The organism is Staphylococcus sp. 231237_7MaSpsaltlick (genome assembly GCF_043107035.1).
The window spans coordinates 345,298-359,777 of sequence record NZ_JBICNX010000006.1; the positions used below are offsets into that span (position 1 = coordinate 345,298).

Annotated in this window: 15 protein-coding genes; 13 read left to right on the top strand and 2 right to left on the bottom strand. The window is 29.8% G+C overall.

Features of this window, described 5'->3' with window-relative positions:
• Window positions 1-103 precede the first annotated feature (103 nt).
• The 10 genes from ACF91D_RS14395 to ACF91D_RS14440 all read left to right on the top strand — a co-directional run bounded on the left by ACF91D_RS14395 (window position 104) and on the right by ACF91D_RS14440 (window position 10,703).
• Window positions 104-1,543, top strand: a complete 1,440-nt coding sequence (locus ACF91D_RS14395; protein WP_107591294.1) for an MFS transporter — start codon at window positions 104-106, stop codon at window positions 1,541-1,543.
• A gap of 13 nt (window positions 1,544-1,556) precedes the next feature.
• On the top strand, window positions 1,557-3,488 hold the full coding sequence (locus ACF91D_RS14400) for a right-handed parallel beta-helix repeat-containing protein (protein WP_107589832.1): 1,932 nt from the start codon (window positions 1,557-1,559) through the stop codon (window positions 3,486-3,488).
• Window positions 3,489-3,832: 344 nt separating this feature from the next.
• On the top strand, window positions 3,833-4,633 hold the full coding sequence (locus ACF91D_RS14405) for an MBL fold metallo-hydrolase (protein ID WP_107589867.1): 801 nt from the start codon (window positions 3,833-3,835) through the stop codon (window positions 4,631-4,633).
• Between the two features lie 677 nt (window positions 4,634-5,310).
• Complete coding sequence (gene rlmH / locus ACF91D_RS14410) at window positions 5,311-5,790, top strand: 23S rRNA (pseudouridine(1915)-N(3))-methyltransferase RlmH (protein ID WP_107589833.1); 480 nt, start codon at window positions 5,311-5,313, stop codon at window positions 5,788-5,790.
• Between the two features lie 146 nt (window positions 5,791-5,936).
• The gene (locus tag ACF91D_RS14415; protein WP_232166622.1) at window positions 5,937-6,722 is read left to right on the top strand and encodes an SDR family NAD(P)-dependent oxidoreductase; all 786 of its coding nucleotides are present in this window, start codon (window positions 5,937-5,939) and stop codon (window positions 6,720-6,722) included.
• Window positions 6,723-6,923: 201 nt separating this feature from the next.
• Entirely contained in the window at window positions 6,924-7,214 is a 291-nt protein-coding gene (locus tag ACF91D_RS14420; protein ID WP_107589847.1) for an NmrA family NAD(P)-binding protein, read from the top strand.
• Window positions 7,215-7,939: 725 nt separating this feature from the next.
• A complete protein-coding gene (locus tag ACF91D_RS14425; protein ID WP_107589848.1) occupies window positions 7,940-8,719 on the top strand; it encodes a tandem-type lipoprotein in 780 nt (259 codons plus the stop codon).
• 2 nt (window positions 8,720-8,721) lie between these two features.
• Window positions 8,722-10,086, top strand: coding sequence for a hypothetical protein (locus ACF91D_RS14430; RefSeq protein ID WP_107589849.1), 1,365 nt, complete (start codon window positions 8,722-8,724; stop codon window positions 10,084-10,086).
• On the top strand, window positions 10,086-10,412 hold the full coding sequence (locus ACF91D_RS14435) for a hypothetical protein (RefSeq protein WP_107589868.1): 327 nt from the start codon (window positions 10,086-10,088) through the stop codon (window positions 10,410-10,412). Before ACF91D_RS14430 ends, ACF91D_RS14435 begins: the two co-directional genes overlap by 1 nt.
• Before the next feature lie 3 nt (window positions 10,413-10,415).
• Window positions 10,416-10,703, top strand: coding sequence for a hypothetical protein (locus ACF91D_RS14440; protein ID WP_107589850.1), 288 nt, complete (start codon window positions 10,416-10,418; stop codon window positions 10,701-10,703).
• Between the two features lie 990 nt (window positions 10,704-11,693).
• Here the strand turns inward: ACF91D_RS14440 and ACF91D_RS14445 are convergent.
• Window positions 11,694-11,954, bottom strand: coding sequence for a hypothetical protein (locus ACF91D_RS14445; protein WP_182476717.1), 261 nt, complete (start codon window positions 11,952-11,954; stop codon window positions 11,694-11,696).
• 43 nt (window positions 11,955-11,997) lie between these two features.
• On the opposite strand from ACF91D_RS14445, the gene ACF91D_RS14450 reads away from it, so the two are divergent.
• Complete coding sequence (locus ACF91D_RS14450; RefSeq protein WP_107591366.1) at window positions 11,998-12,435, top strand: DUF1433 domain-containing protein; 438 nt, start codon at window positions 11,998-12,000, stop codon at window positions 12,433-12,435.
• A gap of 92 nt (window positions 12,436-12,527) precedes the next feature.
• Here ACF91D_RS14450 and ACF91D_RS14455 read toward each other — a convergent pair whose 3' ends face one another.
• Window positions 12,528-13,484, bottom strand: coding sequence for a CHAP domain-containing protein (locus ACF91D_RS14455; protein WP_107589853.1), 957 nt, complete (start codon window positions 13,482-13,484; stop codon window positions 12,528-12,530).
• A 243-nt stretch (window positions 13,485-13,727) separates the two neighbouring features.
• Between ACF91D_RS14455 and ACF91D_RS14460 the strand changes: the two genes are divergently transcribed.
• Window positions 13,728-14,021 carry a WXG100 family type VII secretion target gene (locus ACF91D_RS14460; RefSeq protein WP_107589854.1) on the top strand — a complete coding sequence of 98 codons (294 nt, stop codon included), beginning with the start codon at window positions 13,728-13,730 and terminating at the stop codon, window positions 14,019-14,021.
• A gap of 67 nt (window positions 14,022-14,088) precedes the next feature.
• On the top strand, window positions 14,089-14,480 hold a 392-nt coding region (locus ACF91D_RS14465), incomplete at its 3' end, for a YhgE/Pip domain-containing protein (RefSeq protein ID WP_392437243.1).

The following is a 14,480-nucleotide window of genomic DNA, read 5'->3' on the forward strand; positions in this document are numbered from 1 at the left end:
AAAAGAAAGCGTTTACAAAAAGTGATTAAAATGGTAAAATTCCACTTAAAGTTAGTTAGTTTATTAAACAAACTAACTATTTTTCATAAAAAGGGGGAATTTAATGGATAAAATCGTGAGTACAGAAAGTAGTTCTAATACTTATGAAATTCAAACGAATGGTACGACAAAGTTAAGAACTACTGAAAAAATTGTATTTGGTGTAGGGGATTTTGGGGCAAATTATAGTTGGACTTTTATAGCATCTTTTATCATTATCTATATGACTGATGTTGTAGGAATTGCTGGTTCTGTAATTGGAACTATTATACTGATTTGCCGATTTGCAGATGGTTTTTCCGATGTTTTTATGGGTAGCATAATAGACAATACAAATACGAAAATGGGTAAAGCAAAACCATGGATTTTTTGGACAGCTCCAATTTTAGGCGTCTTAACATTTATGCTATTCAATGTTCCTGATTTTATTGGCTATTCCGGTAAAGTTGCATATATTTTTATTATATACTTTTTGATTTCTGTTATTTTTTATACAGCAAATAACGTAGCTTATTCATCATTAGTATCATTTATGACTAATGACGAAAAAGATAGAGTGTCCTTAGGGAGCATTCGATTTATATTTTCAAATATTAGTGTTTTATGTATTACGACATTTACAACGTTTTTCGTTATGAATTTTGGAGAGCACCAACAAGGTTGGACCTATACTTCTGCAATCTATGGATTACTATGTGCGGTACCATTAATGATTACAGGATACTTTGTTAAAGAAAGAAATGTAGCAAATAAACAATATAAAGATGTAAAAGAAAAAAAACGTATCCCATTTATTTTAATTATTAAATCACTAATAACAGAGAAGTATTTTTTAATTACTATTGTGTTGTATTTATTATGGTATTTAAGACAAACAGATAATGGAATGAGAATTTATTATGCAACATATATATTCCACGATCCAAACATTATGGCAATTTTAAGTATATCGACATTATTACCTACTATTTTAGGATTATTAATTGCTCCTAAATTTTCAGAAAAGGTAGGAATAAAAAATAGTATAATTATTGGTTTAATAATATCGATAATTTCATATGTAGTTATGAGTGTATTTTCAGAAAGCCTCCCATTTTTAATTATTGGATTAATTATAAACGGTATCGGTATAGTCCCATTCACAGCAGCGTTAAGTGGAATTGTAGCAGATGTTGGGGATATTATTTATTGGAAAACTGGTGTACCTGTACAAGGATCAATATTTAGTTTAGCAAGTGCTGGAATGAAGATAGGCTCAGGATTGCAGTCCGCAATTGTTGGATGGTCACTGTCATTAGGTGGATATGTTGCAGGGGCATCAGTTCAAACTGAGGGTACTATTTTAGCAATAAAAGCAATGCAAATTTATTTTCCATTATTAATGGTAGTTAGTATAGGTATATTGACATTGTTTTTAAATTATGAACAATTTATAAAGAAAATTAAAGAACAAATATTGACCAATAATGTGGGAGAAATGAGAACTAAACAAATTTATAAATAAAAGAGGGATTCAAATGTCTAAATATATACATGTGTCAAAAACAGGATCAGATAAATCTACTGGTAGTAAACAAGATCCATTTTTAACAATAAATAAAGCAGCTTCAGTAGCTCAACCAAGCGATACGGTTATAGTACATGAAGGAACTTATCGTGAGGAGATAAAAAATATTAATACTGGATTGAGTGAATCAAGAAGAATTACATTCGAATCTGCAAAAGGTGAACAAGTTATTATAAAAGGTTCTGAAATAATTACAAATTGGCAAAAAATTGAAGATAATATATGGAAAGTAGAAATCGATAATAGTCTATTTAAAGATTTTAATCCATTTGATATCAAATTATTTGGTGATTGGTTAGTTGTAGATAATAATAAAAGTTTAGGACAAGTATATTTAAATAATCAGTCATTATTTGAAGTTGATGAATATAATAAATTAATTAATCCTAAAACCATAAAGGAAACACACGATCATTGGACAAACAAAAAAGTAACTTATGATTATGAAAATGTATCTAATTATCAATGGTTTGCTGAAGTTGAAGATAGAATAACAACACTTTATGCTAATTTTCAAGAGTATGATCCCAATGAGGAGATAATAGAAATAAATGTTAGGGCTAATGTATTTCGCCCCTTAAAAACACATACTAATTATATAACAATACGCAATTTTGAAATTGGACATGCTGCAACACAATGGTCTCCACCAACAGCTGAACAAACAGGAATGGTTGATACACATTGGAGTAAAAAATGGATTATAGAAAATAATATAATACACAATGCCTTATGTAGTGCTATATCTATAGGAAAGGAAATATCAACAGGTGATAATTTAACTAGTTATAGAAAAGATAAGCCCGGTTATCAATATCAAATTGAAGCGGTTTTTAATGCAGTAAATAGTGATTGGAATAAAGAAACAATAGGTTCGCATATTATTAGAAATAATAAAATACATGATTGTGGTCAAAATGCTATTGTTGGTCATTTAGGTAGTGCATTTAGCGAAATATATAATAATCATATATATAATATTGGTAATAAGAGAGAGTTTTTTGGTCATGAAATTGCTGGCATCAAGCTACACGCTGCAATAGATACTATTGTACGTGACAATTATGTACATAATTGTTCATTAGGTATGTGGTTTGACTGGCAAACACAAGGAACTAGAATCAGTAAAAATATCTTTAATAACAATACAAGAGATTTGTTCGTAGAAGTAAGTAGTGGGCCATATATTGTGGATAATAATGTGTTGACGGCAGATTATGCATTAGATGATCATGCTCAAGGCGGAGCTTATATCAATAATATTATTAATGGTGAGATAGTCCATAGATTAATGTTAGATCGATCTACACCATATCATGTACCTCATAGTACATTAGTGGCAGGATTTGCTCCTGTTTACGGTGGTGATGATAGGTTTTATAATAATATTTTTATAGGTAAACAAGACATTTCAAATATTGGCACTGATATATATAATGCATATACGACATCATTAGAAGAATATAAATTATCTGTTTCACAAGAAGAGGGAGATCACGAAGCATTTCATAAAATAAAGCAACCAGTATATATTGAAGATAATGCCTATTTAAATCAAGCTAATCAATTCAATAGGGAACAAAATTATTATAAAGAGTATGATTTCAATCCACAACTCGAAATCACTGAAGAGGGAAAGCATATATATTTAAATATTACCCTACCTTCAGAATTCTTTGAATTAAAGGGTAAAGTACACAATACTGATACATTGCCTAAGGTGCGTTTAGTTGATGCAAATTTTGAAAAAACAGACGGTGATAAATTAATTATTGATACTGATTTAAATAACGAAACTAGAGATACGTATTCTATTGTAGGACCTATAAAGAACCTTAATACTGGAAATAATAAAGTTAAAATATGGACTAAACAATTGTAAGTAATATAAGTGACTAATAATGATCAAATAAAATCTCAATTTCTATAAAATATAGAAGCTGAGATTTTTATTTTTTATTAGTACGATTACCTAAATAGCAGTTTACAATGTATATTTAAGAAAATTAAGCGGAAAGTATGTTAAAATTAAATATTGTTAAATAAGGTTAATGATAAAATAGTATTCCGAAATGTAAAATAGTAAACATTGTGTACTATAATTAGTATTGTTATAGTTGAGAGTTAAAAAATAGTATATAAAGTAGACGGACGGCATATTGAGGGCACATAACCCGAAGTCTGTCCTTATAACCAATAATGAAAAGTGTTTATAGATTAGAAAGGGTGAATCGCTTGATACGAATGAGTGTATTAGCGAGTGGTAGTACAGGAAACGCCACTTATGTAGAAAGTGATAAAGGCAGCATACTTGTCGACGCAGGTCTGACAGGCAAGAAAATGGAAGAATTATTTGGACAAATAGATAAAGAAATAAAAAATTTAAACGGTATCCTAGTGACACACGAACATTCTGATCACATCAAAGGATTAGGTGTACTTGCACGTAAATACAATTTACCAGTTTATGCGAATGAAAAAACGTGGTCAGCCATTGAAAAGAAAGATAATAAAATACCAATGGATCAGAAATTCATTTTTAATCCATACGAAACGAAATCCATTGCAGGTTTCGATATTGAGTCATTCAATGTTTCACACGATGCAATAGATCCACAGTTCTATATTTTCCATAATAACTATAAGAAATTTACGATTATAACAGATACAGGCTACGTTTCAGATCGTATGAAAGGTATGATTCAAGGCAGTGATGCATTTATCTTCGAGAGCAACCACGACGTAGATATGTTACGCATGTGCCGCTATCCATGGAAGACCAAGCAACGTATCCTAAGCGACGTTGGTCATGTATCAAACGAAGATGCAGGTCATGCCATGACAGACGTTATTACAGGTAATACGAAACGCATTTATCTATCGCATCTGTCACAAGACAACAATATGAAAGACCTAGCTCGCATGAGTGTAGGACAAGTACTTAACGAACACGACATCGATACAGAACGTGACGTCATGCTGTGTGATACTGACAAAGCACAAGCAACACCAATATATACACTATAAGTCAGAGAGCCCCAACCATTAATGTTAGGGGCTCTTATTTATATCTATGGAAGTTAGTATGAGCATGTTTTAGTGGAGTTTAGATATGGAGAAGGTTTGGAAAAGGTGTCAATTAGCGTGGATGAGGATTTTTGAGAAATTAAGACATTGCGTGATGGGGAAGTCATAAGAAGATCAGATTTAGTTATTTAAAAGATTAGAATACAGTTTTTTATAAAATGGTATGAAAAAGTGAGGGTTTCACTTACTGTGCAGAAAATTAGAAATAGATACTTATACCCATAAGTTATCAACAGAAACAGAAAATTGAATATTGTAATATTCAGTTAACTAATAAATATAAATTAAAAATAGTAGTAGAAATACTTTTAAATAAGGATTTGTGTAAAGAAATTGTAAATAATGTGAATAACTATGTAAGACAACCACCAACTTATCCACTATTTTATTCAAGGTTATCCATAGATGTGCACAATTCACATGTGGATACCCACATTATACACAGAGTTATCCACAAATATACAGGTTATCCACGCTTTTTTTGTGTATAAATTGTAAAAAGCATTAATTTTCAATATACATTCTTGTTATAATAAGAGGGAACAGTGTGAATAAGTTAATAACTTGTGGATAAGTCTAATAACTTTTAATGCTATACACATATTTGGAGGATAAAAATGAAAATCACAATACTCACAGTAGGTAAATTAAAAGAAAAATACTGGAAACAAGCAATAGCAGAATATGAAAAGAGATTAGGAGCCTACTCCAAAATAGAAATCATTGAAGTTCCAGATGAAAAAGCGCCTGAGAACATGAGCGATAAAGAAGTGGAACAAGTAAAAGAAAAAGAAGGACAACGTCTTTTAGCTAAAGTAAAACCACAATCCACAGTCATTACATTAGAAATTAAAGGCAACATGCTAACATCAGAAGGATTAGCCAAAGAACTAGAAGGACGCATGACCCGTGGACAAAGCGACTTTACATTTATTATAGGCGGATCAAACGGCCTACACCACGACGTGTTAAACCGCAGCGACTACGCACTATCATTCAGCAAAATGACCTTCCCACACCAAATGATGCGCGTAGTCTTAATAGAACAAATATACCGCGCATTTAAGATTATGCGCGGTGAAGCATATCATAAATGATGCGGTTTTTTTCAGTCCTTTTGTAAAAGGGATTTTTATGAAGGTATTTTGAACGAATCGTATTTGTATTTATGTTATTGGTATTTGTTCATTTTCAACAATTAAATGAGTTATGATATATATAAATTGTAAAGGTGGTTATTAAAATGGATATAGCTATTATTACTGGGGCTTCTTCAGGACTAGGACGTGTGTTTACTGAAAAAATTGTAGAACGTTATAAAAATTTGGATGAAATATGGGTAATAGCTCGTCGAGAAGATAAATTAAAAGAGTTAGCTTATAACTATAGTAGAAATAAATTCCGAATACTTTCATTAGATTTATCAAATCGTCAGAGTTTCGAAAAGCTAAATAACTTATTGGATGAAATAAAACCCAATATTAAGTTGGTTATCAATAATGCAGGATTTGATCGAGCAGGAAATTTTCGTAATATGGAAAATAAGGATATTTATTCCATCATTGATATAAATACTATTGGAATGTCAATGATAAGCAAATGCTGTCTGCCTTATATGTATAAAGGAAGTTTTCAAATAATTGTAGGCTCAGAGGGAGCCTATTTACCTCTACCTATGCGTGCTGTATATGGAGCAAGTAAAACATATGGACGATTCTTTGCTAGAGCATTAAGGGAAGAGGAACGTAATCGAGGTATAAATATACTATTTATGGGAACGGGAGCAATGAACACAGAGATGTTTAGAAGTAATGCTAGTTCAGACGACGTTTCGAATACAAAATTTTTAGATTTAAATAAAATAACTGTTACAGCATTAAATCGTGCAGAAAAAAATGCTGCTATATATTCACCTAGTATACACACAAAAGCGACAAGACTATTGGGTAAAATATTTCCGAGTTCAGTATCTGTTAAATTCTCAAATATATCTAATTTTGTACCAAAAAATAATAAATCTAAAAGGTAATATTGTATAACCTTTTAGATTTACTGTACCTCTAATAGTTACTGTACCTCTAATAGTTACTGTAAATTAATAAAATGATTTATTCCTACGTTGCAACAGGAATCCAATGTTAGCTATGTACTATGATTAGAAGTTTACTATTGAAGAAATGATTCGGTAGTCTGGTTTAAACAATGGACAATTCTACATCCTTGTTGGTTTATGGAAGGATTTAAATATCCTGGTTCTCAAATTATGGCTCCACAATTAGAAAATGGACTTTTATTTGGAGTTCTTAGTGAAGACACACCTATCAAGCTAAATAGTTCTGAAGATACAGCGCGTTTTGCTAGAAATGCTTTTGAACGTCCTGAATGTTTTAATGAAGCAGATATTAACATTGTAGGTTCTGAATTGTCTATGAAAAAAATCGCTAAAATTATTAGTGAAGTGAAAAACATGAATGTAGTATATCGTAAAGAATCTTATGAAAAATCTTTAGAATATGGTTAGTTAGAAGGAACTATAGCTGGACTTCAATGTGTGGAAACTGTCCCGGTATATGGTTTTGATATAAAAGAAACAGAGAAGTATGGCGTTACTTTAAAAGATTTCAAGACATAGGTTAAAGAAAATAAGGAAGAAATTATTGTTAACAAATCTTATGAAAAATAATCCATTTCGAAAATTTAGAATGCCTAGATAAATAATAAATTAAAAATAATAAGAAAAAGAGTCGTCCCTACTGAAAAGTAAGGACGACTCAATTATTATATTCTATAATCAAAAATCCACATGTACATTTAATATCATATATTGACTACCACTATTATAAAACGCGACATCACCATTAGGTGTCACTTTAAATACATAACTTTCACTACCGCTTTTATTATTGCCAAGATTTCTTGTTTTAACAGTTGTTAGATATTGTATATTTATTTTTGCTAGAAGCATATCATAAATGATGCGGTTTTTTTAGCCGCTTCATAAAGGGATTTTGAACGTATCGGAACGTATGAGGTTTATGAGAATTGCTGTTATGTTTTTGTGAAGCGTATCACAAGTGATGCGGTTTTTTAATGTTAATTATAAAGCGCAAAACTAAAATGAATTTATATCTTAAATGGATTGAATATTTATTGTTTGGTAATATTAAAGAGTGATAAGTAAAGTATTTAATATTTTGATTTATATAGTGTTTACAAATTTTACGATAAATAGAGAGATGTGAAAATATGAAACATTCAAGAAGATTAATAGTATTTGCAAGTTTCTTGATTTTAACGATTTTTATTGGGGGATGTGGAGGTATGACAAAAGAAGGTAATAAAGAAGAAAAAATTAAAAAAAGTTTTGAGAAAACATTAAGTATGTATCCTATCAAAAATCTTGAGGATCTATACGATAAAGAAGGTTATCGAGATGAAGAATTTGATAAGGACGATAAAGGGACATGGTTGCTACACTCGGAAATGGCTATACAACGTAAAGGAGAAAATTTAGAAACTAGAGGTATGGTGTTAAAAATAAATAGAAATACACAAACATCTAAAGGTGATTATATAACCAATAAAATTACATACGACAATAAAGGAAGACCACAAAATAATAAGAAAAAATATCCAATCAAGATGGAAAATAACAAAATAATCCCTATTAAAAAAATTGAAGATAGTAAGATAAAGAGAGAAATAGATGAATTTAAATTTTTCGCTCAATATGCAGATTTTAAAGAATTAAAAGATTATAAGAATGGAAATATATCATACAATCCCAATGTACCTAGTTACTCAGCAGAATATGATTTAGAAAATAGCGATTATAATGTAAAACAATTAAGGGAAAGATATGATATTCCAACGAAACAAGCACCAAAGTTATTATTGAAAGGTACAGGTGACTTAAAAGGGTCTTCAGTTGGTACTAAAGATGTAGAATTTACCTTTATTGAAAGCAAGAAAGAGAACATTTATTTTTCTGATAGTATGTATTTTAATCCAAGCGAGGATAATTAAATATGGAACAAAATGAATATCAAATAAAATCGAAAAACATTACTAATTATTCAGAAGAAACTAGTTCAATTTCGAATATTAGTTATGAAATAGAAAATGCCAATAATAATGGTTTACCTAGAAATAAAATTATGACCCAAACTGAGAAGTTGAAAGATGATAATAAATTCCCTTCAAATCTTGAGTATGTAGATAGCTATACTGACCCTAATACAGGCACGACATCAACGGTCTTTTTAAACAAAGATACAGGAAAAGTTACTGTTGGAATGGCTGGAACAAATGTACATGGGGATCAATTAAAAAATACACTTAATCCCTTTAATTTTATTAAAGATAAACAAGAGGCTATAGATGCAAGAGGATCAATGCTAGATTTTGTCGCAGATGCAAATATTGGTTTACGCACTGTTACAGATAAAGATACGCATTTTAAAAATACGCAACAATTCATAAAAAATTTAAAAAAAGACTATGATATAGATACGATTACAGGTCACTCTTTGGGTGGTAGAGATGCAATACTTATGGGTGTTAGTAATGACATAGACAATATCGTTGTTTATAATCCTGCGCCATTAACAGTTAAAGATATCCGCTATTTTATAAAAAGTCAATCGTCAAGTGTGTCTGACATAGAAAAAGATGGGTATGTAAACAAATTATTGGAAAGTTACGATGGAAATATATTAAGGATTGTTTCTGAAAATGATGAGTTGGATGGTGTTATTAAAAAAACTATATATTCATCAGCAGGAGATGAAATGATAATTAAAAATGGTAAAGGCCATTCAATACTAGGTTTTTTAGGTAAGCGAGAACAACGTGAAATAAAAGCAGAATTAGAAAAGTTAAAGGGATATCAGGATGCAAATAATAAGTCCTTTATTGCTGCGAAAAAACAAGCGACAAATAAATTAAAACAAATTGATGCAGTTAAGGCGAGCATGATACAAGCAAGTGGTGGTGCACTGTCATCGTCTCAACAAAAGGTATTGGAATTTTTGACAGTGCTCTCAGTAGTCGAAAGTTTAAGTCAAATGGTTGAAGAAGAGATGCAGCAGTTACGAAAAATGTATGCTGATATGAAAAAACGGTTTGAAAAAAATTGGGAAGATGCTCAAGAATCAGGAAGAGAGATGGGAAAGCACCTTTCTTCGGGAGAAGTATTAGATGCACTAAATGCAGGAAATGTTAATGAAAATAAATTAGTAACAAAGCCACTTAATAAAATTTCCAATAGATTAACACAACTCAAAAATGTAGCGTCACAATATAAAGAGTACGTTACGAAAGTTAAGACGAGTATTAATGAAATTGTTGCTAAAGATCAATCATTAGCAAGTCAAATAGGTGATTTAGCGTGATATTTTCTAAATATAAAAAACTTAATGAGCTTGAAGATGTTTACGATGCAGAAAAAAAGCAAGTGGATAAAGAATTACAAAAATTGAGTGAACTAAGACACCAAGTACGAAAAGAAAATGAGCAGAGTTATGAAGTGTTCTTACACTTAAAAGAGAAAATGGATTATAGCAATGAATCTAGTGGTAAAATGCTAAGACATATAGAAGAATACGAACATGAAATGAATGAACGAATTAGACATAACGAGAGAAAATTAGAAAATTATAAAGATGAACTAAGAAAAGAATACGTCAAGCAATCAGAACAAATAAGGGATGGTGATTAAGTTATGTTAATGACAAATCCAATCTTACTTGATGGTGCAAGTACAAAAGAACTTAAAAAAACAGCAGAAAAAATGAGGATTACAAATGTTATAGCTCCAGAACACAGTAAGAGACATCATGATCATGAAAACAAAATGAAAAATGAAGAGAGAATGCTTATTGAACAAACAATCAATCATTGCAATTCATTTAGAGATGGATTTAAAAAAGCTGCTAAAGGGGATTGGGTAGATAGTGCAGTAGCTGAATTGGAGAAATTAAGTGAAAATTTAAAGAATATTATGGATTAGAAAAGATTATTTTAGCATGGAGCAAGGTGATACACCTATTTAATAATGGTTTTAAATAAATGTTTTATACAAAGTCAAAATAAGTTTTATAGTTATATAAGAGTATCTTCTAGTATATAAAATTTTTGTACTCTAATTTTTATATTCTGAATTCTATAATATTATTTTAAAGGGATGGTAAACATGACATTAAATTTCATCAGCATTATTTGTGGCCTTATATTTGGGTTACTGCAAAGTATATACGGGGTAGAAGTTTTAAATTACAACAAAAGCAAGCTCTTGAGCGAGATAAATCCAAAACCACTTCTATGAATAACAAAAATGAATTAACTACAAATGGTAATAATAATAGTTATCACACCATACAAGTAAATCATTATCATGATGAAATTGACCTTACTAAGGACGAAATTTTACAACGGAGACCTCAAAAGATCATATTTACATTGCATTAGTATTAATCGTTCTAGTTATTTTCACTAATAGTATATTACAACAACAAGACTCCTCTGGTTTAGTCTTATTTTCATTCATTTTTGATCCATTTTTGATTACGCTCAAAAACTCACTTTATACTCTCGTCATAGGTGGTCTTATAACTTCGTTTGTATTATTTGTTTTGGGTACTAAACTTCAAAGCAAAATTACTATATATACAGGAATTCTACATTTAATTAATTGTGTCTGTTCACTTTATTTCCTCAAAACTATCAATATTACATATGCAATTAACACTTTACTTAATCCTGATAGAACAGCATTATATTGTGCAATTAACGCACCTAGACTATGTGCTCCTCCATAAATTTTACTGTTTGGATATTTTTCATTTACTGGCTCTGTAAAGGCTACACTTTCGTCTATTTGATTAGGTACACCTTTAAAAAAGAAATCACTCTTATCCGAAGCATCGTTATACTTTTCAGTTATAATAGTGTTATCTAAATTACTGTACCTTTTGTTAATTTTATGATTATATGTGTTATTTTAAAAAGGAAGTTGTAAATCTGTAAACAAATCTCGTGTGCTTTTAAAATCAGTTCCAGCATATCCCATATAAATGTGGCTAGTGTCTACTTTACCTTTCACAACTGGCGCAAATGCATAAGATCTTAAACCATTTTTAGTGTCATCACGTTTTTCAATAACTTCAAATTCACCTTTTGGAGTGCTAATCTGACGTCCAATATTATAGTTCTGATAAGAACTTTCAGAAAGCTTCAACTTAGTGTTATCGTTAATTTTCATAGTATTTAACATCCTTTATTCAACTTTATTTGGGGAGGTTCTTATGTTCAAGAATAATAAAATTATATTGTTCGCCATATCATTTTTCATAATCCTAACTCTTATAATTGGAGGCTTCTATATCCTTCACGAAAATAAACGTGATTATTACCTAGATATTCAAAAAAAGCGAATCGATTTATTTTTCAATGAAAACGTAAATCATTATAAACATTTTACGATTGTAAAAACCGAAAAAAACCCAATGGGAGATTATTTAATTAAAGGGTATGTAAATAATAATAAGGAATTATATTTTTCAGTTACTATGAATGAAACAAGTGATTACCAATTTGATAATCAAATGAGTATGTCAGAAAATTTATCAAATATGTTCAAAACACAAAATGATCTTGATAAATTCCCTAGCCAAATCATCAAAGAAAAAAACTTAAATGAAAAAAACTATGAAGCAGACCCACCTCTAATTTGGGGCTTTTAACACAAGCAAAGTACTAACTACTTAATCTAATAAATAGTTAGTGCTTTTAAATTTCATTTTTATAGTTTATTAAATATTATCGTCTAGTTAATTTAGTGAATAAAGTTATAAGAACTAACTTGAGAAGAAGAAATTGTTCGCGTTGATGTTATGTAAGGTGCTATCCAATTCATTTCTGAAATAAAAATACTTCCATCAGAATTGATTCGTTCAACGTACGCTACATGGCCATATGGACCTTCGCCAGTTTGTAATATTGAACCGACTTCTGGTTTATGATTTACTGTGAGTCCAGAAGCAGCTGCTTGCGTAGCCCAATTTCGCGCATCTCCCCAAAGTGTACTAATGGTATTACCATCTTTAGCACGTTTATCAAAAACATACCATGTACATTGACCTGAAGTGTATAAGTTGTTTTTATTTGTAAATGCTGGTTTTTCAATTATTTTTCCATTTCCGATTGCTAAGGGTTTATCATCTACAGTTTTAGCTTTTTTATTGAATTCTTCTAATTGTAACTCATCATATAGAGCATCTGTATCTATATATGTAATCATACCATCTTTGTTCTTTTTATATGGTTTACTTAGGTCCTTTTCACGTTTGTTATTTTCACTATTTGTAGGGATGTTTGACAATGAAGTCTCATTTTTATCGATAGAATCACCTGTATTATTTTGTGCATTATGGGAATCTAGAGTGTTAGTAATATTATTTTGAGACGCTAATTCATTATTAGAATCATTTATAATACTTTTAGGTGACTCATTTTTTGTTTTATATTGCTTAGGTTCTGGCTTTATATTGGAAAAAGAACCATTTTCACTTCCATTTGGTTCGTTAGATTTATAACTGTCTAATGGATTTGAATTGTCATAAAAATATTCGAAGGAACCATCTGATTGCTTATTGAATGTAGCATTTGGATGGTCTTTTTTTGCTTCTGTAATTGAAGTGTAAGTTTGCGCTTGGATATTTAATGCATGAAAATTACTGAGGCTACTAACAAGCAGGAGCGTAATTATACCTTTTAAAAATATATTTTTCATAGTGATATGGTTAATACCTTTCTTTTATATTATGTTCAATTATACACAAGGCAATTAATTAAATAAATATGTAAATTGAATTTTTTCAGATTAATAAATTTTATTAAAATTATAAATTAGAATGTATACAAAAACGTTAAATTTGGTTATTATATTTCACGTACATATATTTTAAGAATTTAAATTTTTAAAGTATATTTATTTTCTAAAAGTTTTATTAGTAAATTTTCAGGAGGTTTTATTATGTCAATGATTAAAATGAGTCCAGAAGAAATTAGAGCAAAATCTCAATCGTATGGTAATGGTGCAGAACAAATTCATCAAATATTATCAGATTTAACTCGTGCGCAGGGGGAAATTGCTGCAAATTGGGAAGGACAAGCTTTTAGTCGTTTCGAAGAGCAATTCCAACAATTAAGTCCAAAAGTAGATAAATTTGCTCAATTATTGGAAGAAATTAAGCAACAATTGAATAGCACAGCTGATGCAGTTCAAGAACAAGATCAACAATTATCAAATAATTTTGGTTTGCACTAATTTTAAATATTGAACCACATTTTAAATGTGGTTCAATATTTAAAAAAGATTTGAAAGGAATTACTTTATGAAGATGAAAAAATGGATTTATACATTAATCATAGTTTTTGCTGCTTTAATTACACTTATTGGAATCATTATGTTAATTAATCAAAACAGTGTTGGCTATTCTGAAAATAAAATTAAAAGTGAAAGTAAAAAAGATAAACATATACATATTGCAATTGTAAATGAAGATAAACAAACAACTTATAATGGCAAAAAGATAAACCTTGGAAAACCTTTTATAGAACGATTATCTAATCAAGATAAGTATAAGTTTGATACAGTATCGAGAAGTATCGCAGAACATGGTTTGAAACAAGGTACGTATCAAGTGATGATTGTTATACCTGAAAATTTTTCGGAAATGGCAATGCAATTAGATGAAAAAACACCTTCTAAGTTATCACTACAATA

Coding starts and splice junctions, on each gene's coding strand:
- ACF91D_RS14430 (WP_107589849.1), top strand. CDS start 8,722: ATGGAACAAAATGAATATCAAATAAAATCGAAAAACATTACTAATTAT.
- ACF91D_RS14445 (WP_182476717.1), bottom strand. CDS start 11,954: ATGAAAATTAACGATAACACTAAGTTGAAGCTTTCTGAAAGTTCTTAT.
- ACF91D_RS14440 (WP_107589850.1), top strand. CDS start 10,416: ATGTTAATGACAAATCCAATCTTACTTGATGGTGCAAGTACAAAAGAA.
- ACF91D_RS14425 (WP_107589848.1), top strand. CDS start 7,940: ATGAAACATTCAAGAAGATTAATAGTATTTGCAAGTTTCTTGATTTTA.
- ACF91D_RS14400 (WP_107589832.1), top strand. CDS start 1,557: ATGTCTAAATATATACATGTGTCAAAAACAGGATCAGATAAATCTACT.
- ACF91D_RS14415 (WP_232166622.1), top strand. CDS start 5,937: ATGGATATAGCTATTATTACTGGGGCTTCTTCAGGACTAGGACGTGTG.
- ACF91D_RS14395 (WP_107591294.1), top strand. CDS start 104: ATGGATAAAATCGTGAGTACAGAAAGTAGTTCTAATACTTATGAAATT.
- rlmH (WP_107589833.1), top strand. CDS start 5,311: ATGAAAATCACAATACTCACAGTAGGTAAATTAAAAGAAAAATACTGG.
- ACF91D_RS14455 (WP_107589853.1), bottom strand. CDS start 13,484: ATGAAAAATATATTTTTAAAAGGTATAATTACGCTCCTGCTTGTTAGT.
- ACF91D_RS14420 (WP_107589847.1), top strand. CDS start 6,924: ATGGAAGGATTTAAATATCCTGGTTCTCAAATTATGGCTCCACAATTA.
- ACF91D_RS14450 (WP_107591366.1), top strand. CDS start 11,998: ATGTTCAAGAATAATAAAATTATATTGTTCGCCATATCATTTTTCATA.
- ACF91D_RS14460 (WP_107589854.1), top strand. CDS start 13,728: ATGTCAATGATTAAAATGAGTCCAGAAGAAATTAGAGCAAAATCTCAA.